Origin of the sequence: Enterococcus sp. E5-162 (assembly GCF_035725965.1) — a bacterium.
Taxonomy (GTDB): Bacteria; Bacillota; Bacilli; order Lactobacillales; family Enterococcaceae; genus Enterococcus_B; species Enterococcus_B lactis.
In genome coordinates this window covers 166,735-190,370 of the sequence record NZ_JAPRFV010000003.1, presented here as the reverse complement: position 1 = coordinate 190,370, position 23,636 = coordinate 166,735, and the positions used below count along the sequence as shown (strand labels likewise).

General features: G+C 32.5%; 20 protein-coding genes. 1 reads left to right on the top strand and 19 read right to left on the bottom strand.

What is annotated here, in order from left to right; genetic code table 11:
• Positions 1 to 2 precede the first annotated feature (2 nt).
• Genes OZZ83_RS04560 through OZZ83_RS04490 form a run of 15 tightly spaced genes read right to left on the bottom strand, consistent with a single transcriptional unit; the run spans position 3 to position 16,063 of the window.
• Positions 3 to 755, bottom strand: coding sequence for an acylneuraminate cytidylyltransferase family protein (locus OZZ83_RS04560; RefSeq protein ID WP_002289370.1), 753 nt, complete (start codon positions 753 to 755; stop codon positions 3 to 5).
• Positions 756 to 1,664 (bottom strand): dehydrogenase, encoded by a 909-nt coding sequence (locus OZZ83_RS04555; RefSeq protein WP_002289368.1) that lies wholly within the window; start codon positions 1,662 to 1,664, stop codon positions 756 to 758.
• Positions 1,664 to 2,641 (bottom strand): Gfo/Idh/MocA family protein, encoded by a 978-nt coding sequence (locus tag OZZ83_RS04550; protein WP_002289366.1) that lies wholly within the window; start codon positions 2,639 to 2,641, stop codon positions 1,664 to 1,666. Before OZZ83_RS04550 ends, OZZ83_RS04555 begins: the two co-directional genes overlap by 1 nt.
• Positions 2,642 to 2,653: 12 nt before the next feature.
• Complete coding sequence (locus OZZ83_RS04545; protein ID WP_002289364.1) at positions 2,654 to 3,835, bottom strand: DegT/DnrJ/EryC1/StrS family aminotransferase; 1,182 nt, start codon at positions 3,833 to 3,835, stop codon at positions 2,654 to 2,656.
• Entirely contained in the window at positions 3,786 to 4,463 is a 678-nt protein-coding gene (locus OZZ83_RS04540; protein WP_002289363.1) for an acetyltransferase, read from the bottom strand. The genes OZZ83_RS04545 and OZZ83_RS04540 overlap by 50 nt, the downstream gene beginning before the upstream one ends.
• On the bottom strand, positions 4,436 to 5,584 hold the full coding sequence (neuC, locus tag OZZ83_RS04535; protein WP_002289362.1) for a UDP-N-acetylglucosamine 2-epimerase: 1,149 nt from the start codon (positions 5,582 to 5,584) through the stop codon (positions 4,436 to 4,438). Before neuC ends, OZZ83_RS04540 begins: the two co-directional genes overlap by 28 nt.
• Positions 5,581 to 6,585 (bottom strand): N-acetylneuraminate synthase, encoded by a 1,005-nt coding sequence (neuB, locus tag OZZ83_RS04530; RefSeq protein WP_002292874.1) that lies wholly within the window; start codon positions 6,583 to 6,585, stop codon positions 5,581 to 5,583. The genes neuC and neuB overlap by 4 nt, the downstream gene beginning before the upstream one ends.
• Before the next feature lie 11 nt (positions 6,586 to 6,596).
• Positions 6,597 to 7,604 carry a UDP-N-acetylglucosamine 4,6-dehydratase family protein gene (locus tag OZZ83_RS04525; RefSeq protein ID WP_278023483.1) on the bottom strand — a complete coding sequence of 336 codons (1,008 nt, stop codon included), beginning with the start codon at positions 7,602 to 7,604 and terminating at the stop codon, positions 6,597 to 6,599.
• A 12-nt stretch (positions 7,605 to 7,616) separates the two neighbouring features.
• Positions 7,617 to 9,038: an oligosaccharide flippase family protein gene (locus tag OZZ83_RS04520; RefSeq protein WP_002292875.1), complete on the bottom strand. Its 1,422-nt coding sequence runs from the start codon at positions 9,036 to 9,038 to the stop codon at positions 7,617 to 7,619.
• Positions 9,025 to 10,095 (bottom strand): polysialyltransferase family glycosyltransferase, encoded by a 1,071-nt coding sequence (locus OZZ83_RS04515; RefSeq protein WP_002292876.1) that lies wholly within the window; start codon positions 10,093 to 10,095, stop codon positions 9,025 to 9,027. Before OZZ83_RS04515 ends, OZZ83_RS04520 begins: the two co-directional genes overlap by 14 nt.
• A gap of 1 nt (position 10,096) precedes the next feature.
• Entirely contained in the window at positions 10,097 to 11,524 is a 1,428-nt protein-coding gene (locus OZZ83_RS04510) for an O-antigen ligase family protein (protein WP_002292877.1), read from the bottom strand.
• Positions 11,517 to 12,479 carry a beta-1,6-N-acetylglucosaminyltransferase gene (locus OZZ83_RS04505; protein ID WP_002289068.1) on the bottom strand — a complete coding sequence of 321 codons (963 nt, stop codon included), beginning with the start codon at positions 12,477 to 12,479 and terminating at the stop codon, positions 11,517 to 11,519. Before OZZ83_RS04505 ends, OZZ83_RS04510 begins: the two co-directional genes overlap by 8 nt.
• A gap of 32 nt (positions 12,480 to 12,511) precedes the next feature.
• A complete protein-coding gene (locus OZZ83_RS04500) occupies positions 12,512 to 13,597 on the bottom strand; it encodes a glycosyltransferase family 1 protein (protein ID WP_002289069.1) in 1,086 nt (361 codons plus the stop codon).
• 18 nt (positions 13,598 to 13,615) lie between these two features.
• A complete protein-coding gene (locus OZZ83_RS04495; RefSeq protein WP_002289071.1) occupies positions 13,616 to 14,656 on the bottom strand; it encodes a glycosyltransferase family 2 protein in 1,041 nt (346 codons plus the stop codon).
• A gap of 15 nt (positions 14,657 to 14,671) precedes the next feature.
• On the bottom strand, positions 14,672 to 16,063 hold the full coding sequence (locus tag OZZ83_RS04490; RefSeq protein ID WP_002289073.1) for a sugar transferase: 1,392 nt from the start codon (positions 16,061 to 16,063) through the stop codon (positions 14,672 to 14,674).
• Between the two features lie 377 nt (positions 16,064 to 16,440).
• On the opposite strand from OZZ83_RS04490, the gene OZZ83_RS04485 reads away from it, so the two are divergent.
• Positions 16,441 to 17,424 (top strand): serine hydrolase domain-containing protein, encoded by a 984-nt coding sequence (locus OZZ83_RS04485; protein WP_002289074.1) that lies wholly within the window; start codon positions 16,441 to 16,443, stop codon positions 17,422 to 17,424.
• A gap of 367 nt (positions 17,425 to 17,791) precedes the next feature.
• Here OZZ83_RS04485 and OZZ83_RS04480 read toward each other — a convergent pair whose 3' ends face one another.
• Genes OZZ83_RS04480 through OZZ83_RS04465 form a run of 4 tightly spaced genes read right to left on the bottom strand, consistent with a single transcriptional unit; the run spans position 17,792 to position 23,583 of the window.
• Positions 17,792 to 19,930, bottom strand: a complete 2,139-nt coding sequence (locus OZZ83_RS04480) for a glycosyltransferase family 2 protein (RefSeq protein ID WP_278023481.1) — start codon at positions 19,928 to 19,930, stop codon at positions 17,792 to 17,794.
• 38 nt (positions 19,931 to 19,968) lie between these two features.
• Positions 19,969 to 21,555 (bottom strand): class I SAM-dependent methyltransferase, encoded by a 1,587-nt coding sequence (locus OZZ83_RS04475; protein ID WP_278023480.1) that lies wholly within the window; start codon positions 21,553 to 21,555, stop codon positions 19,969 to 19,971.
• Positions 21,545 to 22,765, bottom strand: coding sequence for an ABC transporter ATP-binding protein (locus tag OZZ83_RS04470; RefSeq protein WP_002289079.1), 1,221 nt, complete (start codon positions 22,763 to 22,765; stop codon positions 21,545 to 21,547). Before OZZ83_RS04470 ends, OZZ83_RS04475 begins: the two co-directional genes overlap by 11 nt.
• Positions 22,766 to 22,776: 11 nt before the next feature.
• Positions 22,777 to 23,583 (bottom strand): ABC transporter permease, encoded by an 807-nt coding sequence (locus tag OZZ83_RS04465; RefSeq protein WP_002289081.1) that lies wholly within the window; start codon positions 23,581 to 23,583, stop codon positions 22,777 to 22,779.
• Between the last annotated feature and the right edge of the window lie 53 nt (positions 23,584 to 23,636).

Below are 23,636 nucleotides of genomic sequence, written 5' to 3'. Positions count from 1 at the left end.
TTTTACCTCCGATATAAATAATTATAGATATCTTGAAGCTCCGAAGAATCTTCTAAAAATTTAGGAAACAAAAATTCTAACCATTTAAAATCTTCTTCACTATCAATATCTAAAATTAGATAATCTCTCATTTTTATTATCCCACATTGCCCATCAAAAATATAATTACTTTTTTTTAGAAATTCAGGTTTAAAAGAATACATTGAGGCATTCATTTCAAAAACTTCAGGTGTCTGTTGCCTAGATGTGTATCTTGATTTATTAACTATAGTAACTTCATTTTCAATTCTTTTTACCATATTAAAATAGGGATTACGTCTTGCAGAAACAACTGAAAAGTAGACGTCTTTATCTAAATTTTTTAGATGTTCATCTATTAATTCTTCAAGATTAGAAACTTCACGTAAAGGTGAAGTCAAATCTAAATCTATAATTAAATCAAATATATTATCTTCTCTTTCTAGTTGTAAGAATGAATCACGTATCACTTCAATTTTCCCTACAGTATCTGTAGCTAATTCAGGTTTACGTTCTACAATTTTCACAGACGGATTTAACTTAGTCGTCAATTCTACTAACTCATTACTGTCCGTATTCAAACAAGTCGTGCAATTATGTTCAGGATGTTTTTGTTGATAGATATCTATCATTGCTAAAGCGAAATGGACTAGGGGCTTTCCTGCCAAATATTTCAAATTTTTATTTTTAAACCCCTTAGACCCAGCTCTACCACAAATAGTAAATAAAATTTCCATTTATTTCTCCTCAGCTATTTTCAATACTTCGTTTGCATGATATAAATCATTCCAGTTTTCTTTGCCTGTTACTACGTTTTCAAAGAAATATTTCAACTCCTTCTCATACATATCATTAGCAGATTCAGGCATTTCTTTAACAATGTTTTCTTCAAAACTTATTTTATTATTTAATAAGTCAACATTGATACATTCATCTAAAGTAAACAATTGAAATTTTCTTGTAGGAACTCTTCCAAAATAATCTAAATGAATTTCTATAATTTTATCATCGTATCTCAATATATATGTTGCTAAATCATTACTGTTAATTTCAAGATTCGAATATTTACCAAACTGTTTTTTTACTGATTTAGGGAAACCAAATAGGTTTATAATATAATCCAATTCATGTATACAGTCTAATTCTACTCCTCCCCCCATAGATTTAAAGGCAGAATAATTATTTCTATAATCAGTACCTTTTCTCCAATCAGGAAGATAAGTAGAACAAATAGCTCTTACAGAATATACTTTTTTACTTTGAATACTATTACGAACAACTTCCATGATATTTTTATACCTCAGTGGAGCAGCAACATAAATATTTTTGTAATCATAATTATATTGAGTAAGATCAATACTCTCAGAAAAAGCAGGTTTTTCTAAAAATATGTAATCAACTTTTTCAACAATTACATTTAGTGTTTCCAGATGCTTAAAAGTCGGATTTGTAATAAAAGCTATATCATAATGTGTATCCAAATCGTCTCTATTTTGAATATACGTTATTTCTTCAAACTCTTTTTTTCCACTGCTACTATAAGCTGTTATATCAAAATTAATAGAATTCTTTTTTCCATAGCTTATTAGATTTTTTAGATGTCTCTTTCCAATTGACCCTAACCCAAAAAAAATTACTTTCATCATTAATTTACCTCAATGTCGTTAATTAAGTTAATAATATACTTATCTTTTTCAAAAGTATATTGGGGTTCCATTTTCTTTTCCAAAAGCGTGAAAAATTCTTTAATCTCCTCTAAATATGCATCTTCAATAATAGTATGTGAATAATTATTATCATGCATAACCTCATCGTACAATTGAATATCTGTCATACTAGAAGTTTCTTCATTCCATGAAAATAGAGAATCCGGGTTACCTTCCCATTCTATTAAAATCTTTTCACCAATTATAGTTAAATTTCTTTTAGCTACTCTTGAAACAACATCTACACTTAAAGTTCCAACTATACCAGTTTCATGCTCAATAATAAGAGTGAAACTGTCCGAATAATCAATATCAAGATTGGATAATTTCTGGGTCATTACAGTAAACGATTTAACTTTCCCAAATGTATCTATAATCCAAGGTAATTCAATAGCGAATATTTCTCTACACCCATTAGTTTTTTTGTTTGAAACAAAAAAATTGCGATAATCTTCCCAAGGATGCCAGTCGGGTAAATACTGTCCTACATGGTATTGATAAGAAATTTTTTTATTATGCGTCACTTTAGACTTAATGTATTGAATTTCTTTTCTCTTCAAAAATGTAGAAGATAGATAAAGTAATCTATCTTTCTTTTTAGCTACTTCGATTATTTCATCATAATATTCATTTAATAAATTGATTTCCGTAAAGATATTACAATCTAAATTTAAAGCCTCTTTTATAATAAATTCATGGGTTATAGGGGATGTACAAACAAAAACTGAATTTATTTCAAACAAATTTTTTGCCTCTGTTAGACTATTATAAGTTGGTATTCCAAATTCCTTTTCAACTTCCTTTCGTCTCGCCTCATTAGTATCAACACCACATAGTAAAATATCATTAAAGTGTTCTTGAATGAGTCTAAGTCTTCTTTTCCCCATGGAACCTAAACCAATAATTCCTATGTTCATAAAATATCACACCTACTTGAATATTTTTTTAAACTCATCAATAACAAATTCTTGTTCACTATCTGTCATATTACTTCCAGAAGGTAAGCATAAGCCGCTATTAAATAACTTTTCTGACACACTAAGATTATTATCATGGTAATACATTTTTACCCCTTGAAATACTGGTTGCAAATGTAGTGGTTTCCACAAAGCTCTTGTTTCAATGTTTTTTTCATTTAGTTTATTTATTACGTTAACTACTTGATCAATAGAATTATAATCATTGATCGTTAAAGTAGACAACCAACGATTTGGCACCATGCCATCCACTTCTGGCATCATTTCAATTCTATCAATTCCAGAAAAAGCTTCCTTATATCGATTGAAAATTTCTCTTCGTTTAGCTACTCTATCATTCAATACTTCCATTTGTCCACGTCCGATACCGGCAGAAATATTGCTTAGACGGTAATTATAACCTATTTCGCTATGTTGATAATACGGTGCTTGATCTCTTGCTTGTGTTGCTAAAAATCTTGAATGCTCAACATATTTTTTATCACTAGACACTAGAGCTCCTCCACCTGAGGTTGTGATGATCTTATTACCGTTAAATGAATAGATCCCAATTGTCCCAAATAAGCCTGACGAAATTCCCTTATAAGTAGAACCTAACGATTCCGCTGCATCTTCTATCACTGGAACATTAAATTGGTTTGCAATAGCTAAAATTCGTTCATAATCAGCCATTTGACCATATAAATTCACTACGATGATTGCCTTAGGTAATTGGTTGTTTCTTTCAGCTTCTTCTAATGCGCTCTCTAGTGCAACAGGGCTCATATTCCATGTATTAGGTTCTGAGTCAATGAACACTGGTACAGCCCCTTGATATAAAATAGGATTTACTGTAGCTATAAAAGTAAATGAAGGAGCAAAGACAATATCGTTTTTTCCAACATTAAGCAGTCTTAAGGCAAGATGTATGGCAGCTGTACCTGAACTTAACGCAGAAGCTCCGCCCTTAGAACCAGTATATTTTGTAATACTTTCTTCAAATTTATCCACATTTTCACCTAATGGCGCTATCCAATTATCTTTAAAAGCCTTAGCAACATATTTTTCTTCTGTTCCTCCCATATGAGGACTTGATAATAAAATTCTAGAATTCAAAATTAATTCCTTCTTTCTTAATTTTAGCTGGATTGCCATAAGCTAAGGAATGTGAGGGAATATCCTTAACAATAGTGCTCCCTGCGCCTATCATACACCAAGATCCAATTTTCTTCATCTGGATACATTGAGAACCAATTCCTATTTGAGTTCCTACACCTACATGTACTCCACCCGCTAAGCATACACCTGGAGATAAATGAACATAGTTATTAATTCTACAATCATGCTCAACAATGCTACCTGTGTTTATTATAGCATGCTCTCCAATTACAGCATCTGGGTTAATTACAGCATTCGCAAAAATAACAGTTCCATAACCAATTGAAATTTCTTTTGCCACTATAGCACTTGGATGAACAGCTATTCCATATTGCTCACTTGGCATATTCAATTTTTTTATAATCTTTTTTCTTACTACACAGTCACCAATAGCTACAATAAATTTATAGATTTTTTTTTTGCTATCCGCCCAGCTATTCAATTCGTTTATTTTCCCAAGATATTTCAGATCTTGCATTTTATTTTGCTTATCATCAAAAAATCCATATATTAACTTATTTTCTAATCTTAAGGTTTCAATAATGACTTTTGCGTGTCCGCCAGCCCCAATAATAATGTATGGATCACTAGTATATTTTAATAAGCTATTTGTTTTTGAATCCACTTAATATCTTCCCCATCATTCAATATTTGATTCAATGTTTTTGTTATTCTTCTAGAACTGTTGCCGTCACCGTAGATGTTCTTAACATTTTTCAAGCTTTTTATAAACTGAGGATCTTGTATTTTATTCAAAGCAGTTTCAATTTCATTTTCATTTAGATTTGCATTTATAATATTTTTAGATTGTTCTCGTCCATTTTGTCTGGTTCCTAAATTTATTACTGGTATTTTGAATGATGCAGCTTCAATTATCCCAGAAGAAGAATTTCCGATCATAAATTTGCACTCTTTTAATATAGTCAGGTATTCCTCCGGCTCTAAATTCGTAATATAAATAATATCCGTTTTTAAATATTTCTGGTACATTTTTCTGATAATTTCGCTACCAGCATCACTATTAGGTAAAATGCAAATAATTGGTTGAGATTGTTGTTCCATTGAATTGATCAAAGCTAAAATTTGTTTTTCTATATTTTCTAGTTCGGTTACAACTGGATGAAATACTTGCAAAACGTATTTTTTCTTTTCAAATTTTAGATGATATTTTTCTTTTATATCTCTAAAACTAGGTAATCTATTATTTAAAATAGTATCTATTCTAGGAGCTCCGACGGGAAAAACTCTCCAAGAATCTTCCCCCATTTTTATTAAACGCTCTTTGCTTTTTTCCGTAGCAGCAAAATGAACAGATGCTATTTTCGTTATGGCATGTCTTATTGATTCATCTACAGTACCAGACACTTCGCCTCCGTGAATATGTGCTGTTTTGATTCCAAGATACAAACAAGCTATCGCAGCTGCCAACATTTCTCCTCTATCCCCTAGTAATAATACAAAATCAGGGCTAGTTTGTTCAAATATATTTGTGAAACCATTTATCTCTAATGCCACAGACCGAGCCATGTTTCCCTTATTGTTCTCTAAAAACAAACTTTGAACTTCTCCACTAATTCTAAATCCGTCAGCTAAGATCAATTCTTTAGTAAATCCATATTTATGGGATAAATGCATTCCAGAAACAACAAATGATACATCCCAATTATCTTGTAGTAAATTCTCAGCAACAGGTTTATATATTCCATAATCAGCTCGTGTTCCACTTACTATAAGTATTTTTTTCATTCAACATCTTCCTCAAGCAGAACACTATCTGCACTTATTGGTCTTTTAACTTTTTTGCCAATATATTGATATAAAAACTTAGGAGCTATTCCATTTCCAGGACGTTTTATTGTAAGAGATTTCTCTGTAAGAATATCTCCCACATTTAAATTCTCAGTGACCACTAGGCTTTTTCTTGATACTTCTTTTGTACTAAGTTCAGAAGGCATTGCTCGCTTAACACCATCACCTAAAAATATTTCAGTGTTTCTAATATGCTTTACAAAATCTGCAAATTCCTGAGGATCTAAAGAAGCTTTATGATCTGGACCAGGTAGTTCCTTATCCAAGGTAAAATGTTTCTCAATTACCTTAGCACCCATCGCAACAGCACAAATACCAACATCATATCCCAATGAATGATCGGAGTACCCAACGGGTATCCCGAACATTTCTTTTAATGTGTTAATCGCCAATAAATTAATATCTTCAGAACTAGCCGGATAATTTGAAGTACAATGTAAAATAGTAACTGGACTATCTATGAAACAATCTACAGCCTCACTGACCTCATGAATATCAGCCATACCTGTAGATAATAAAACTGGCAACCCATACATATCTATTTTTCTAAGAAAAGGTAAATTTGTTAAATCTCCTGAGCCAATTTTAAATCCTTGTACACCAATTTGTTTTAGAAAGTCTGCACTTTCTTCATCAAAAGGAGTAGACAAAAAATCAATTTTATTTTGTATACAATAATCTTTTATTCTAATAAAATCAGATTGAGATAATTCTAATTTTTTTAGCATTTCAAATTGAGAACTGTCCTCTTTAAGATTATCCTTCTGATATTTTGCCATTGGAGCCTTTTTGGAAACTAGCTTATTCGTTTTAAATGTTTGAAATTTAACCGCGTTAGCTCCACATTCTTTAGCTTTATCAATACTTTCTAAAGCTAAATCTAGACTTCCATTATGGTTTACACCAATTTCTGCAATTACATATACTTCTGATTTCATCATAAAACTCCTTACCAAGTCACGACATTATTCTCTTTTGCGATTCTAATAAATTCCTGTCCACTCATTAATTCTGTTGCATCTGAAGAGTATGCAGTGATTTTAATTTTTTCATAATCTTTGTACAGTTCGTCAGTAGCATGATAGTGTGGTGGAATGATATACATTTTATCATTTTCATATGAGCGTTCAATTTCGTCTGTAGTCATTAGCTCTTCATATAATTTTTCTCCTGGCCTGATACCTACAACTTTTATTTCACCTCTATATTTTTCATCATGTGTATCATTATATATTTTTATTAATGATTGAGCTAAAGTTAAAATATTGATTGCCGGCATTTTTAAGACATATGTTTCTCCAAATTTTGAATTCATAGCAGCAGACAGAACTAATCTTGCAGCATCCGGTATTGACATCATAAATCGTGTCATATCAACATCTGTCAAAGTAATATCTTTATTGTTTTTTATTTGTTTACTAAAAAGAGGAATAACAGATCCACTTGACCCCATGACATTTCCAAACCTTACACAAGAAAATATTGTTTCTGTTTTTCCTTTATACTGATTGGCAGCTATTATTAATTTTTCACTCAATAACTTTGTCGCACCCATGGTGTTAGTAGGACTCACTACTTTATCTGTACTGATACCTACAAAATGTTTTACATTATTTTTGATCGCTGCATCTATTACATTTTGAGTTCCCATCACATTTGTTTTTACAGCTTCCATAGGATTATATTCACTTGCTGGAACGTGTTTCATTGCGGCAGCATGAAAAATAATATCCACATCACGACCTGCATAATCAATCCTTTGAGAGTCTCTGATATCACCAATTAAAAATCTCAAATTAGTGTGATTTGAGAGCTCTTGTTGCATATAAAATTGTTTTTCTTCACCTCTACTATAAATTCTGATAGCTTTTGGTTCATATTTTAAAAGCTGACGAACAATTTCACTTCCAATGGAACCAGTTCCGCCAGTTACTAATATTGTTTTTCCTTTAAACACTTATATCTCCTCCTATGAATTATAGTCATCTATAATTCGATTCTTAATCTTTAAAAAATATATAACTAAACTAATTATCAATAATGATGTCAAAACGTAACGAATCAACATTTGATTGATTAAAATATGAAGTATCAAAGAAAAAATTGATACAAAAATTATTATGATACATATTTTTTTTGTGTCAAATAATTGTTTATTCGTAATTTTTTTAGCGATATTATAATGAAAAATAAAAAGTAAAAAATACGTAAATACGGTTGTGTATCCAGCAGCAATTATTCCTAACCTAGGTATGAAAATCATGTTTAATAGTATATTAACTATAGCACTTGCTACTGTACCAATCGCAATAAACGATGTTTTTTTCTCATAAAATTCAGCATTAACTGGTAAACTATATAAAAACTGAAAGAAATAGCCTAAGGTTATCGGAACCACTAAAGATAACCCAGAATAATAGTCTTTCGGAGCCATAAATTTTGCTAAATCAATCGAAACTACCATTACAATCATCGTAATCAAAGTAAAGACTACTAAATAATAGTTACTAACTTTCTTCACTTTTTTTTCATTATTTTTACTCATCTCACCATAGAACCATGGAACCCAGGCGTTATTAGTAGACATCCATATTACGCTTAGAATAATACCTATGTTACTAATGTAGGAATATATTCCCCCCGCAGCAGGACCTAAATAAGAATTAATCATAATTCTATCGAATTGTGCTAAAACTATATTTGCTAAGGAATGTGGGATTAGCGGCAAAGAGATTTTTAAAGCGTATCTCCACTGTTTTTTATCAAAAAAATGAGCACCCTTTATCATTATTCTTAAATAAATTACTAAACCTATCAACACAAATGACAGTGTTCCGCCGACTACTCTGCCAACATATTTATCATCAAAATATAATGTCTGCATCAAAGCTACAGAGATTGCAATATTCAAAAAAGTAGATATAAAAGATAAAATCAAATATTTAAAATGGTTAAAGTTAATCGTAAAATAAGACTGGATATAACTAATTACAAAACTAGCAAAACTTTGTAATAACATCAAATTAAATACAAGTTGGTTCATATCAAAAAAAGCATTTGAAAACAAAAAATATATGTTCCCTATTAATAAGAACACAATTAACGAAAGTGTAGCTAGAGAAAGTACCGATGACATAAATTCATTTATGTCATCTTTATAGTCAAAACTTGCATTATTAATTGCCGAATTTAGGCTTAGCCCAACAAGAATCGAAAAAATTGATACAAATGAAGTGAAATTATTAATCAAACCATATTCTGCTTGAGTAGTAATATTTACAAAAATAGGAATAGTTATGAATGAAATTCCCTTAATAAAAAAATTCCCTATAGTATACCAGAAACTGGACTTAACTAATTTTGACTTGGAAAGTGTGTTAAATAATCCCATACTCTACCAACTTTCTTAATTCTGCCCAGTTTTCTGGGAGTAAAATTTTTTCTTCTGATAGACGGTTATATTGTTCACAGAAAAGAACAATATTTGTCAATGTTTCTTTTTTATCTTCAGATAATGCTGTATATTCATTTAAAATTAATTTAGCCAACATAATAGAGTTGATCGTCTTTTCAAACATCATAGATGGTGAAAAAGAAATTGTAGATATAGGACTAATCAAAAGTGTTGAAGAGAAGTCATTTTCAAGTAGCAAGACTTCAAACGGTAAACTGGAATTCAATATGTTTTTTTCACCATAACGATTTGTCCTTGCTCTAGGATGAAGCTTAATTAAAGTTTCTTTTTTTCCAGAAAATATACTATTTACTTTAGCGAAAATATCTGTTTCATCTATGCCATAACCATCAGATAATAAAGGTTGATCAAAAAAGATACATTTATCTCCGACAAAAACTTCTTCTATCCCAAAGATTGATTGTATGTTTTTCATCAATTTACTGTTTTCATCTATTTTGGGAATTTTTTTTATATTTTTTACATCATAAAGTAACAATTCCGGACAATAGACAAAATAATCGTCAATTTTTTTTTTGAAGATGCTATTTTTATTTAATATTTTAAAAACTCTTTGAACGTTTTTACTTGTTGAAAATATACTCTTCTTCAAATAAGTACCCAAACCATCTTCTATATAATTTAGTTTTACATCTGGATTTTTTTTGTAAACATTGGAGAAAAGTATTTTTGTGAAATAATTTTCCCCCTGTATAAAAATTTCATCATAAACGGATAAATCATCCGAGAAAAATTGATTATGGTTAGTTAACAAGTTAATTTTACGTTTAAAGGAAGAACCGATTTTCCGGTGATTCACAAAAACAACATCATTAAATAGCCCTAATTCTTTTATACGCTCACTATATCTTCTAGCGTTTTCAAATTCAGAATAAATAAATAAATCTCCTTTTGATTCTCGGTAAAAATTTTGATAAACATTTAATATATTAATCAAATGTAAAGGAGTCCAAGCAATGAAAGCTGTCTTCATATTAATTCTCCTTTTTTAAATACAAGTAAGAAATGCTTCCCAAATAATACCAGAAAACAATTGAAATGACATCGCGCTTATTGAAAAGTACATGAGCCTCCACCATTTCATCTATAAAAATAGATAGTATAAAAATTAAAACAATACCAAGAAACGCATAATTCACTTTACTTCTAAAAAATGTTTTGAGTAAACTAAAGATATTTAACACATAGAAAGCATAGATACATATAAAAGCAATTATACCACTTGATACAAGTACTTGAAGAAATCCATTATGCATGTTTCCATGTGCTCTTTTTAGTTCATTCACATCTGTAGTATCAAGATCTACTTTTTTCAAAAATTTTGCATCGCTATTCCCATAGAAATCGGTCTCTCCATAACCAAATAACAAAGTTGGTCTTATAACTTTAAGCGCAGCTTTCCAAATCGTAAAACGACCAGCTGAAATTTCGGAGTTATCACTAGAATGCTGTAATATTACTTCTTTTTCTGGAAGTGGAGTTTTATCTGATTCATTTGACTCTATAACTTCTACTTTTCTATCAATCGATACAGGAATTGTTGCTAAAAAATCCTTAGCATAATTAGTACCAAAAGAAAAATATACCAATAGAACTAATAATATGCTTACCATCCATTTGATTTTTACAGGTAGTACTTCTCTAATGCTCTTTCTAAATTTTGAATTGGCAAACAACAAAAGAAATAATACTAAAAAAGAACAAATTACTACCTGGGCACCTCTAGACGAAGAAAGTGTAATATAAAATATTTGTACGATAAAATTCATCATATAAAAAACACGAATCGTTTTTGTTATTTTTGAAATTAATACACTAATTAAACTTAAAATAATAGAAGTATATCCAAACATAGCTCCAACATTTGGACTTGTATAGACACCAAATAACCGATGTTCAATAAAACCTTGTCTTGCAAGTAATCCTGGCGTTCCTGTTGGGACATGATAAGAAATCAAAAAAATAAATTGATAGATAGATATTAGCGCAGCTAAAAAAATTATGATAATGAAAACATTATTAAAATACACCATTTTTTTCTTTTTTTCCTCTTCACTTTGTGAAAAGTCTGCAGGAAAAATTACTATCAAAGTAATCAGCAAATATCCAAAATTATAAATAGATGGAATTAAAAAATTTTCTCTGTTAATGATTATAGTTAAGATAAAACTAATCATTGCTCCAATCAGTAGCCAAGAAAAACGCATTTTAAAAAAATTTTTCTTTATAAAAACCTCATACAAAACTATAATTCCACCCCAAGCAAAAGCTATTTTCATCGGGATATTAGTTACATTAAAAGTACTAGGCATAAAATAAAGCAGACAAATGATTAAATTTATTACTCGAAACGCATCTCGACTTAATAAACTCTTCTCTAAAACAGGTACTATTCTATTCATCTATATTTCCAACTTTCAAAATTTCTTTATCAATTCTATTTAATAGTTTATCAGAGTAATCCGATTTAACTTTTCTTACAAATAATTTTTCACTTTCTTTTATTTGATCTATATCCCTTTCATCAAACCATTTGTTCATGGAAGGATCAATAATATGAATATTTGCTAATTTCGAAGTTTGTAAAGTAGTTTCTTCAATATTTTTCAATTCAAGTGGTAAATCTGGTCCTCCAATAACATTTTTATTTTTGAACGAGGAATTAAAAAAAAGTGTATGAAAAAATTTTTCATCTGGGGCAAACATACCTATTTTAAAATTCAGGTAGTCTTGTTGATTTTGTTCATACATTTGTATTAATTCTGTTAGGCATTCTTTCGACAAAGCCCACCATTGAGAACCATGATACAAATCAAATTTATGGTGTCTAATTTTTGGGGGAAGTTTAATCATCCTCAGACAACGATTAATTATAGCTCTAAAAATTTTAAATGCAGTTGTGTTATTCCTATTAATTCTAGGATAATCATGTTTTTGATATACATCTATATGTTTATAATAAAATTCTTTATGTTTAATTTGATCTAGATCTATTCCACGAATAAACTCCACTGAACTATTCTTTTTAAAATAATTATAAATATACTCATTATCTTTGATTGGATAATCAGCACCAGATAATAATACATATTTTAAATATTTCTCATTTTGTAATGCTCTCTTTACTAAATTGATTTCTGCTTGTACAATGGAAAAACCACCCCAATAAATTTTAACACGGTTTTTATTACATAAAAATTCAACATTATCATATGATTTAAATGCTTCAATAAATGGTTCTATATCAGTTTTTTTATCTATATGAATAATAAAAACTGCATTTTCGTTCAATCGATTGACCAATCTCTTTAAGTTGCCAATATCATTGTATGCCAATATCAAATAACATATTTTCAAAAATAATCACTCCTAAAATATCTTGAACATTTTTAATGATCTCTACTATATATACTCTCCATTTGTTCAGTAGTGTACGAAACATCATAACTCTTTAGTTCTTGTGTTATTTTATTAGCATACGGCTCTTTTATTACTTTTTTTGCCCATTCTTGTGGTGTTTCATCTAATGATACAAAATCCACATTATTTGTTAACTTTGTATCTTTGGAAATAGTATCTGCTAAGACTAATTTTAATTTTGCTGCTTGTGCTTCTAATCCAACCATTGGCAGACCTTCATAAAGAGAAGGCATTACAAAAACATCCATCACAGATAATAACTCGGGAATATCGTTTCTTTCTCCTAAAAATTTTACTCTTTTCTCTATATCCAATTCTACTGCTTTGGCTTTCAGTTTATTTCTAAGTGACCCTTCACCTACTAAAATCAAGTAAGAATCAGAATTCATTTTTAGTATTTCTAAAAAAATCTCTAACAAATAAGATTGATTTTTTTGTTTCTCTAATCGTCCAATGTTTCCCACAACAAAAGTACTCATTGAGATATCCAATTCTTTTCTCTTATTAACCTTAGCTTCTGAATTTTTACTATAAAGCTCTAAATCAATACCATTATGAACTATCTCAAAGGGATGGTTTTGAAACAGACTTTCACCAGCTTCTTGACTAACGGCAAGGTAGTCTGTTGCATTTTGTAACAACAATTTGGTTAAAAATTTACGCAATACATTCATTACAATATTTTGAGATTTTCCATCTTCAGTTGCATGGCTATGAGCAATTCTCTGTCTGATTCCATTCTTTTTGGCTAACCATAAATTAATTCCCCCGCCAAAATAAACCTGATTGTGAACTATAGAAAAAGATTCTTTTTTTAGTAACTTATTCACTTCTATTAAATATTTAAAAATATTTTTCTTAGGATTAGGTACAACAAAAATACGGCCTCCTAATCTTTCAATCTCTGAATGATAGTCTTGAACATCTGCATAATCTTCATAAATCAAAAAATCAAATTGATAGTTTGTACGATCAATTTTACGATATAAATTCATCATGAAAGACTCTGCTCCACCTAAACCCATTCGTCCCTGAAAGTGCAAAATTCTTTTCATTATATTTTCCTCCATTAACTAATATACTCGCTTCAAAGCAGCCATTAACCCTGGCATTTTCACTTCAACGAAGCTTCCAACTTTTACAGCAGATAAAAATAGTGGAGCTGGCATATTGTAAAGCAACTTTGTTATTTTTTTTGCTGAAGAATCCGTCTTAGCAATTTGCTTGGCTTCTCGGATCACTGGATCACTCAATATCTGCTTTGCTTCGTCTTTCTTCTCTTTTGAAGTTCTTGCAGAGGTACTATAAATAGAAAAAATAACTGAAGTTGTCCCTTTTAAAAGAAGCGCCGCCATACCGTCTTTATTAATATCGTCTGTTACAGTATTTGCTAATGAATAGAATTCTTTAAATGTTTCGAACTTGTTAGGTCGGTATTGATTAGTGATCCCCTTCCCACCTTCAAATTCATAAATATATTCTACTTTTGGGTTCATGATCACTTGATGACAGTATTCATAATAATGTAAGTTAAATATTCGATCCTCACAACTATTATAAGTTTTAAATAGAATTTGGTTATTTTTCAGAATATCGCTACGATAGCATTTGTTCCATACAACATACATCAACTGTTCATTCATTAACTGATACATGTCTTTTATAAACTCTTCGTGAGTTAGATAGTGACATTCTGTAACTAAGTTTTCTTTTTCGGAAACGATTCTTCCCTCGTCCATTGTACGAAAAACAAACGAACTAACAACAAGATCCGCTTTTGGACTCTTTTCTAGCAAATGATCATAATCTGACAAGATCGTTTTTACTGGCGTGTCATCTGCATCGAAGAATAAGAGATATTCTCCTTTTGACTGTCTTATTCCTTCGTTTCTTGCTAATCCGGGCCCTTGATTGGTCGTAGTAATCAATTCAAAACGTTCATCATTTTCAATCAGTTCTTGAATGATTTCCTGTGTTTGATCTGTTGATCCATCATTTACTAAAACGACTTCGTACTCTTCATAATCCAATTCTTTTAGAATATCAATCGTTCGACCAATAGTTGCTTCTGCATTGTATACTGGTACGATTATGCTGAATTTCGGATTGTTCATTTTTACGCCTCCCAACTAGCGAAAGATTTTTTCATTCGGAAAAGCAATTTCTGCCAATGAGATCACATTTTCGTCTTCTTCAAGTCCTTGAGAGGACATTTTATCAAATAGGATCTTGATGGTTTGCAGCAAGATCTTTAAATCAAGCATCAATGAATATTTTTTGATATAAAGTAAATCAAAACGTAATTTACTGTTGTAATCAGAGACATATTTTCCATAGACTTGTGCATACCCAGTGATACCAGCACGAACATTATGCCGTAAGTAGTAATAAGGGTTTTCTGCATTGAACTGATCGACGAAGAAAGGACGTTCAGGACGTGGTCCTACGATCGACATATCGCCTTTCAGCACATTGAAGATTTGTGGTAATTCATCAAAGCGGACAGCTCGAATAAATTTACCTACAGGCGTTACTCGTGCATCATTGCTCTTAGCTAAAACTGGTCCAGATTTTGCTTCGGCTGTGGCGGTCATCGAGCGGAATTTATAGATTGAAAATTCCTTTTGATTTTTTGTGATCCGCACTTGTTTATAGATGATTGGTCCCGGTGATGTCACTTTGACTAAAATTGCTGTGAATAACATAAATGGTGAAGCAATAACTAATAAAACAAGTGAAACGATGATATCAAACAAACGTTTGAATAGTTCATATTCAGGTTGGATTCTAAATCCAGATGCTTCAATAATACTTTCATCTTCGAAATTCATAATATTTGGATTGATCAATGTCAAGTTTTCAAATGTTGTATTCAAAAACAATTTTTTTTCATTTTTAGTAACTAATTGATAGATTTTGATTTTTTCAGTTTCTTCGATATGAGAAGCAAGATAGACAATATCGATGTCTTTAATCATATTTTTGATGTTTGCATAATAGTTATCAAGAATGACTGCTTCGACTTTATGTTTGTTGTTTTTCTTTGAACCAAAATTTTGGATTGCTGGTGCGACATCCTTTTCTAACCCAATAATGACGACCTTTTTATCTCGACTTACGCGTAAATAAAGTTTATATACGAGAATACGATAGATACTTAAGAAAAGCGTACCGAGAACAAATGAAAGTAAGATAACAAGACGTGGAAAAGCAAACCAGCGGCCCGCAAAAGTCACTACCATGATCCCTAGTGTCATCAATACCTGACCGATGACTGTGACAAACACGATGTCACTGATCATTCGATTATAAAAAACATATGCACCCAACAAAATGTTCAACGCAATAAAAATCACTGAAATAATAATTGCTGAGTGTTGGAAAGTTTCTAAATTTCGTAATGGGATCTCTCCACGAAACTTCAGTAAGAAACTACTATATATTGCTGCATTGTATACAATAACATCCATTAATATAATGAATATCCGTCGTGCAGCACTCCATTCTCCATTTTTATTCATATATACACTCCTAATCACAAAATAATACCTCTATTATCTTACCATAGTCACCTTTAAAAACCTAGTTTATAAGCAAATTGTAATGGAATTTAAAAATGTCTAATAAAAAGCTTTATACACCTCTAATCAAGACAAGGACTCTAAATTACAAATCTCCAGATGAATCGATTTTCACTAATGTTGGTAAATTAAAGAAGTCGAAGTATTTGCTGCTTTTTTTATCCACTCATAAAGTGAACCTTTATATTTTTCAGAGAATCCATCTTCCCAAAGCGCTGTCTAGTCCATAAGAATACCTGTATTACGTGAAGAATCGAAAAAATTGAAATCGATTTTTAATGACATTATGCTTATAGAAGAAAGTGAGGTAATATCTTATGAATAAACAAGAGTTGCATGATTTTATTGGTTTTCGACAACCAAATATATGTCAAATTGTCGCATATAAGGATGGGGTAGAAGTTTATACAGATGAATGGAATGGTTATAAAAAAGACGATACTTGTCATATCATGTCAGCAACGAAAAGTATTGTATCTTTGCTGATTGGCATTGCTTTAGAGCAAGGATTAATCAAAAGTATCGATGATAAAGTATTAGATTATTTTCCAGAGTATAAAGTGAAACGCGGGGAGAAAACTATTTACGCTATTACAATCAAGCACTTGCTAACAATGAAAGCACCCTACAAATGTAAAGGCGATCCATGGACAAAAGTCTGTTCAAGTGAAGATTGGACAAAAACATCACTAGATTTATTGGGAGGAAGAAAAGGTATAACCGGCGAATTCAACTATCAAACTGTCTGTTTACACATATTAACTGGCTTGTTGTATCAGACAAGTAAGCTAACAACTGTTGATTTTGCCAATAAGTATCTATTTGATCCTATAGGGATACCAAACCATGTCAATTATTATGCTGAAACAGCTGAAGAACATAAGCAGTTTACAATGGATAAGTCTCCTAAAACCAATGTCTGGTTTTGTGATCCACTAAATATCGGGACGGCAGGATATGGTTTGTGTTTATCGGCAAGTGATCTGGCAAAAATTGGTGTATTATGCCTAAATAAAGGGATGTATAAAGGAAAACAAATCGTACCACCCATGTGGATAAACGAGATGTTCAAACCTAGAACCAGTGCTTTAGAAGACTTACAAAATATGAGATATGGCTATTTATGGTGGGTATTAGATTCTGAGAACGAAATATATTCAGCAATTGGTAATAGTGGAAATGTTCTTTATATTGACGCTAAGAACAATCTGGTTATCTCCATCACTTCTTATTTTAAACCCATGATAATTGATAGAGTGGCTTTTGTAGAGGAATACCTTAAACCATTTATTTTAAAATAGCCTATATTAAAATAAAATATCGATTCTTTGACAGCTAGGGTTCGTGAAACTTTGGCTATGATTTTGTATCTATTGGCGCTCTGAGCATGAATAAGAGCGTGGGACAAAAGTAAGAAACACTTTTGTCTCATTCTTTAAAAACGAATAAACGGTGGGAGCAGAAGCAACTTCTTCTTAAATAAGCCGAAATTCACAAAAATTTGAAAAGCAATTTTCGTGAATTTCTTCTTATTTCTCGGAGTTAAACACTTCTGTCCCAACCTCGACTTATTTTTTTGAGTCGGCACCTTCTGCCTTTTTTTGACAAAAAACTATAAAAAGCCGTTATGTGCGAGCGAATCACAACATAACAGCTTTTTATTATAGTTTAATCTGGTCTCAACGAAAAGTCGCCGATTCCTTCTTTTGTTAAATTATCATTGTAAAATGGATCATGCGCAATATATGCTGGCCATTTATCTTGCATTTTTTTGATTTCACCAACAAAACGTCTTTGTTTTTCTGGAGTATCTTCATAACCTCTTGATTTAGATTCGAAATGGTACAATTCTGCTTGATGTGCATAGACATTGTAACGACCCAGTTCATAAACTTTCAAGCACAAGTCAACATCGTTGAATGCTACTTCTAATGTTTCATCAAACCCGTTAACAGCATTGAAGTCAGCTGCCTTGACCATCATACAAGCTGCAGTGACTGCTAAGTAATTGACGTCAATGACCAATCGGCCGAAATAACCACAATGTGTTCGATCATAGTTATTCAATGCATGCCCTGCCACACCACCGATTCCTAATAATACTCCTGCATGCTGCGTTGTATCATCTGGATAAAACAGTTTTGCTCCTACACAGCCGATTCGATCAAACTGTGCATAAGAAACCATCACCGTCATCCAATCTGGCTCAATCACTTCTGTATCGTTATTCAAGAATAAAAAGTATTTGCCGTTTGCTTTTTCTGCTGCTAAATTGTTAATTCGAGAATAATTGAATGGAATGTCAATCAATTCTACGATAAAGCGGTCTTTCAGCTGATGCTTGTATTCTGCAAATAATTCTTGCATTTTTGGATCTGTACTTCCATTATCCGCAATAATGATTTCATAATTTGAATAAGACGTTTTTTCGATGATCGAATCCACACAAGTTTTTAGATCTTCATAGCCATTCTTCGTTGGAATGATCACACTGACCAAATCCTCTTGCAAGACGTCATAAGCAATCTCATAAAATCCAGAAATTCTGCCAGGACGTACGCTTCCTTTGATGTTTCTTCTAGACAGGGCATCTGTCAATGCTTTCACTCCGGAATCATAGATATAACTTTTGGCTTCGCCATTACTTGCAGTTGATCCTGGGATCGTCCGCCAATGATACAAGACTCGGTCAATGTGGTAAATATGATCTGCAGGGATTTGTTCTGTCACACGAAGGACCAAATCATAATCTTGAGAACCTTCATAGCCTTTACGGAAACCGCCAAGTTCTTTAACAATGCTTGTTCGATATACGCCTAAGTGAGATATATAATTATTTCCCATCAATGTATCAGGCGACCAGTCTGCTTTGAAATGCGGATCAAAGCGATTGCCATCTGCATCGATTTTATCTTCGTCACTGTAGATCACATCCAGTTCTGGATGTACGTTTAGCACTTTTGCCACTTCATATAATGCAAATGGCGGTAATTCATCATCATTATCTAAGAGTGCTATAAATTCTCCTTCTGCTATTTCCAATGCAGAATTAGTTGCCAGACTGATGTGTCCATTTTCTTTTCGGAAAACGACTTTGATTCTATCATCTTTTGCTTGATAGGATTCCAGACACTTTCGGATAGCTGGATCAGTAGAAGCATCATCACTGATACATAGTTCCCAATGATCATACGTTTGATCCAGTACCGAATCAATGCATTTTTCGAGCCATTTGATTTCAACGTTATAGACAGGCATAAGTATGGAAATCAATGGACGGTACGCAAATCCTTGTGCTTCTTTCCTTTGCTCTTTCAAATCTGGTTTCTCATGACGACTGATCCACTCTGCATAGTCGATCGATCCTGGCTTCAATTCCAATTTGACCCGACGGATCGCTTTTTTTACGCCATGAGTCCTTGCATAATTTATCCCTTTTTTCAGTAATCTTTTTTTTCTTTCCCATGAAGATTCAATGCCGTCATCATAAGGGTATTTACCGTTTAATTTCACAGCTATGCCATTTTGATGTCTCGCTGTTTGGAAGTCTAAGATGGCTTTTCCTCTCATTTTCCCTGATAAACGTACCTTAAAACCGCTTTGGGTCTTAACATCAAGATTATATAAATGATTGATATCCAATCTTACGACATGTGTTGCTTCAGCAATCACATTTTCTTTTTCTACCTTTATCGTAGGGATTTCTTTGGTCACTTCATCAATTGCCCAGCCCACAATAAGCAAATCGCCAGTGGCCCGTTCACGAGTGATTTGATCGATAAATACGGCAATTTCTTTTTTTTGCACGATTCGTTTACTCCTTATCTTTATAAGTTAATCATTATTTACATTTCAATGATCCATGATTGGCCATTTTGAGCTACTGCTTCCACTAAGAATGAACGTTCTTGCTCGCAAAGGATTCGTAACTCAAATCCCGCTTCTGTTCCTTTTGCGAGCTGTTCTGCTTGATTGACTTCTTCTCGTGAAACAGGAATTGCTTCGAAAAATGGCGATTGGTCAGCTGATAACTTATAGGACAAGGGCTGGCGATCCGAATTAGCGATTCCCCATCCGATGATTTTTAATATTTTTGTTTCTGCATCCCAGATTTTCTCGTCAATACATATAGAAAGTTCTTTTTCTTGGATTTTTTTCGAAGTTTCTTTCTTACGTCGTCCTAGTCTATGTTTTATTGTCCATTCATCACTTTTCAACAATGTGCAATAGCGATTTGTGGTTGTTTTTAACGTATGGTCTAGTCTTGTATTTTCCTCAAGAAGATGATGATTTTCTCTTTCTAATTCGTCATTTTTCTCAGAAAGCTGCTTTGTGACTTCAGCCATGGGACGAATCGTTTCCAACAATTCTTTCATTGTTGGTGTCAATTCCCCGATAAAGCGATAGTGACAATGGATAGTCACTTCTTTCCCAGAAATATCCGTTAGAACGAACTCTGGTAATTCTTTCCCATCAAACAAATAACAATCATTTACTGTTTTGACTACAGCATTCGAATCGATAAATGTTAGTTTTTCTCCGGCAGCTTCTGCGCTGAATTCGATAAAGCTAGGTTGTTGCGCGAAGCGAAACACCATTCTTTCTGTTGTTTCTGATACGGGGAAACTTAGTGTCTCATTTTCCCCTGTGAAATTATTGAATGGTATTTGTTGGATTGTTTCATCTTGTTTCGTTTGCTGGGTTACTTCTAACACTTTTACATAATTAGAATTTTGTGGCTCTGCAATGGAACTTTGTGCTACTGGATGTTTCATCAATGAGAAAAAGTATTGGTAGACTTCACCAAATGGTCGCATTTTGAAATCATAGCGTACAGCTTCCGGCAATTCTTCATAAGTTGATTTTAATTCTGTATCACCTACAGCTAAGTACAAATAATCTTCAATATTAATGAATAATCCCGCTTTTTCAAAAACTTTTTGGAAGCCATCATGAGTATAAAAAGAATTATGGGTTTCATCTAGGAGACCATAAGAAGCCCACGGCAATTGGTTATTGAACAAATCGATCATGACAGAATTATGCGCCAAGTTAGGGAATGTAATCAGGATCTCTCCTTCTTCATTCAAAAATTCTCTGACTTTCTTCAATGTTTTTCCAGGATCTACCAAATGTTCTAAAACATCCGCAAACAAGACGTAATCAAATGTCTGTCCAGCATAATAGTTTGCCCACTCAAAACTTTCGATATCACCATAAAATCCATCTTGAGCAAATTCGCTGACAAAATCGAACAATTCCTTATCTAACTCAACAATGCTCACTTCACATTGTTTTGCTCCGATTAAATGTTTCGTTAATCGGCCGTTTCCGGGACCAAACTCTAAAACTTTACTTCCTGGTTTGATCTGTGCGGCAATTTTTCCCACACTGCTTTGTTCATCTAGGTCCATTTCAAAATCATATTTCATTGCTATGAGTCCCTTCTTCCCATTTATGGTCTAAGACCACGATGCCTTCTCCGATATAAGAACCGCTGACAAACAAGTTCATGTACTTTGTCTTATATACCAAAGGAACCGTTGCATTTTCTTCAAAGACCGCAACGTCAAAATAATATTCACCAGCTAACAAACCTAACTTTTCATACTCCAGATAAAAGATATTCTCTCCTTTTTTCCAAGGAATCTTGATACCATCTAGTAGAGTATTAAGTCCGCATACATAAAAATTGTCGACTGTTCGTAGCGCAATTCCTAAAACCGGATTTTTGATTGTATCATCTTTTACTTCATAAGTTACTTTAACGTATAGTTTTTCTCCTTGTTCCAGCATATCCACCGGATTTTTGTCTTTATCCAACAATTCCGCTTTCGTCACGTCGACGATATCTGGAGCGGCGAACCGTTCTACTTGGTTTTTATTCCGATCCACTGTTTTAACTGATTTTTTCTTTAAAAAGTTTTCATAATTCGTCGTTACTTCCATCGTATCGCCATATTCGACGACTTCTCCGTTTTTCAACCAATAGGAACGATCACAAAAACGACGAATCGAACTGATATCATGAGAAACGAATAAAATCGTCTTTCCCGAGTTCTTGATTTCTGTAAATTTTTCCATACATTTTAGTTGAAATTCAAGATCGCCTACTGCCAATGCTTCATCCACAATCAAAATATCGGGATTCACATTGATTGCTACAGCAAAAGCTAGACGAACGAACATCCCGCTTGAATAAGTTTTTACAGGTTGATAAATATGGTCTCCGATGTCAGCAAATTCAATGATATCATCGACCATTTCATCGACTTCTTCTCTTGAAAAGCCTAGTACCATTCCATTTAAATAGATATTTTCATAGCCAGAATACTCAGGATTGAATCCTGAACCTAGTTCTAGCAAAGCAGAGATTTTCCCTTCGATTTCCATCGTACCGGATGTTGGTGTCAGTACCCCTGTAATGATTTTCAACATCGTAGATTTTCCGGATCCGTTTTCTCCAACGAAACCGATCATCTCACCTTTTTTTATTTCTACATTCACATTTTTCAACGCATAAAACACATCATGATAGGATTTCTTAAAAGGATTAAGAGCTTCACGAAATCGATCCGACGGTTTTGCGTACATATTATAAGATTTTGTGATATCTTTTAGTCTAATTGCATATTCTGTCATAGCTATTCTCCTTACAGCACATCTGAAAAATGTGGTTTCAATCTACGGAACACTGCAGAGCCGATTACGAACATTACTAACGTGAACACCCAGAAATACAAAGTGTATGTTCCATGCTCCCAGAACCAAGCTTCACTTAAAAACGACTCACGATAGCCTTGAACAACATAGTACAGCGGATTTAATTTCAATATGCTTACAAGACCTGAGTCAAACTGGTTCGGGCTCCATAATATCGGCAATGTCCACATAATCAACTGCAGGACGATCGTAATCAATTGCATGATGTCTGGTAAAAATGGTTGGATGGATGCTGTCAGCCAAGTCAATCCTGTCAAGAAAGCACACATGCAAAATAGATAGTAAATCAGCTGTAAAGACATGGCTGAAGGATATATACCATTTATAAGCGCAACAGCTATGCCAATCAGAATGAAGAATAAATGGGTGTACAGATTAGATAGGATTTTCGTCGTGGGCAAGATACGAATATTGAATACGACTTTCTTTACTAAATAAGTATATTCCCGAAAAACAACCGTAGTTGATGCAAAGGCATCAGAGAAGAAGAACCAAGGAATCATCCCTGTAACTAAATATACGATAAATGGGTATTTTGCATCGATCATTTGTGCTTTCAATCCAACGCCAAATACCAGCCAATAAATCAATACAGTAAATAACGGATTGATAAACGCCCATAAGATTCCTAAAAACGATCCTGCATATCTTGATTTGAAGTCATTGATCGAAAACTGTAGCAGTAATTTTCTGTTCTGATAAATGTCCTTCATAAATAAATACAAATCTTTAAACATTTGTGTTCCTCCAAGCGATTTCAGTGAATTACAGTCAAGTGCCATTTTACCAT

Excerpts from the sequence above, each read along its gene's own strand:
- neuC (WP_002289362.1), bottom strand. The coding sequence starts at position 5,584 with ATGAAAAAAATACTTATAGTAAGTGGAACACGAGCTGATTATGGAATA.
- OZZ83_RS04550 (WP_002289366.1), bottom strand. The coding sequence starts at position 2,641 with ATGAACATAGGAATTATTGGTTTAGGTTCCATGGGGAAAAGAAGACTT.
- neuB (WP_002292874.1), bottom strand. The coding sequence starts at position 6,585 with ATGAAATCAGAAGTATATGTAATTGCAGAAATTGGTGTAAACCATAAT.
- OZZ83_RS04555 (WP_002289368.1), bottom strand. The coding sequence starts at position 1,664 with ATGATGAAAGTAATTTTTTTTGGGTTAGGGTCAATTGGAAAGAGACAT.
- OZZ83_RS04545 (WP_002289364.1), bottom strand. The coding sequence starts at position 3,835 with ATGGCAATCCAGCTAAAATTAAGAAAGAAGGAATTAATTTTGAATTCT.
- OZZ83_RS04560 (WP_002289370.1), bottom strand. The coding sequence starts at position 755 with ATGGAAATTTTATTTACTATTTGTGGTAGAGCTGGGTCTAAGGGGTTT.
- OZZ83_RS04520 (WP_002292875.1), bottom strand. The coding sequence starts at position 9,038 with ATGGGATTATTTAACACACTTTCCAAGTCAAAATTAGTTAAGTCCAGT.
- OZZ83_RS04515 (WP_002292876.1), bottom strand. The coding sequence starts at position 10,095 with ATGAAGACAGCTTTCATTGCTTGGACTCCTTTACATTTGATTAATATA.
- OZZ83_RS04495 (WP_002289071.1), bottom strand. The coding sequence starts at position 14,656 with ATGAACAATCCGAAATTCAGCATAATCGTACCAGTATACAATGCAGAA.
- OZZ83_RS04510 (WP_002292877.1), bottom strand. The coding sequence starts at position 11,524 with ATGAATAGAATAGTACCTGTTTTAGAGAAGAGTTTATTAAGTCGAGAT.
- OZZ83_RS04470 (WP_002289079.1), bottom strand. The coding sequence starts at position 22,765 with ATGACAGAATATGCAATTAGACTAAAAGATATCACAAAATCTTATAAT.
- OZZ83_RS04490 (WP_002289073.1), bottom strand. The coding sequence starts at position 16,063 with ATGAATAAAAATGGAGAATGGAGTGCTGCACGACGGATATTCATTATA.
- OZZ83_RS04465 (WP_002289081.1), bottom strand. The coding sequence starts at position 23,583 with ATGTTTAAAGATTTGTATTTATTTATGAAGGACATTTATCAGAACAGA.
- OZZ83_RS04500 (WP_002289069.1), bottom strand. The coding sequence starts at position 13,597 with ATGAAAAGAATTTTGCACTTTCAGGGACGAATGGGTTTAGGTGGAGCA.
- OZZ83_RS04475 (WP_278023480.1), bottom strand. The coding sequence starts at position 21,555 with ATGAAATATGATTTTGAAATGGACCTAGATGAACAAAGCAGTGTGGGA.
- OZZ83_RS04485 (WP_002289074.1), top strand. The coding sequence starts at position 16,441 with ATGAATAAACAAGAGTTGCATGATTTTATTGGTTTTCGACAACCAAAT.